1 protein-coding gene is annotated in these 454 nt (G+C 41.9%); it reads right to left on the reverse strand.

Annotated elements, in window-relative coordinates; all coding sequences use genetic code 11:
• Positions 1–348 (reverse strand): IS110 family transposase (locus TH606_RS10760; RefSeq protein ID WP_157627919.1); only part of this gene is annotated, 348 nt, incomplete at its 3' end.
• Positions 349–454 lie beyond the last annotated feature (106 nt).

Genomic DNA, 454 nt, shown 5'->3' on the forward strand with positions numbered 1-454 from the left:
TAGCCAGCGGCTGTCTGAAACATCTATCTTTCGTCCAGGGACATTTTTGATATGCCTGGCATTGACTAAGATCACTTCCACATAGCCCTCTAAAATGTTGTGTACAGGCTGCCAGTAAACACCAGTGCTTTCCATGGCTACAATAGGACAATCCTTTTCAATCAACCAGTCTCTCAGGGCAACAAGATCATCGGTAAAAGTTTCAAATTCTCTAACTTCGACTTCTATAGAGCCATCAGGAAGAGTTTGTAGAAGACACGCTGAGATAAAGCGCTTATGAACGTCAAGGCCACAACAAGTGGGATGAATAATTTTCAAAACCTGGTTATCTTTCTTTTTAGGAGCCATGGGTATTTACCTCCTTTTTTAAAGTTTTTTGGAAATAATCAAAATATCCATGGCTCCTCTCTTTTCAATGTTTCCATGCCTTCGTTGTGCCCCACAGGGGCATGGG

It is taken from the genome of Thermodesulfatator autotrophicus, assembly GCF_001642325.1.
Classification (GTDB): Bacteria; Desulfobacterota; Thermodesulfobacteria; order Thermodesulfobacteriales; family Thermodesulfatatoraceae; genus Thermodesulfatator; species Thermodesulfatator autotrophicus.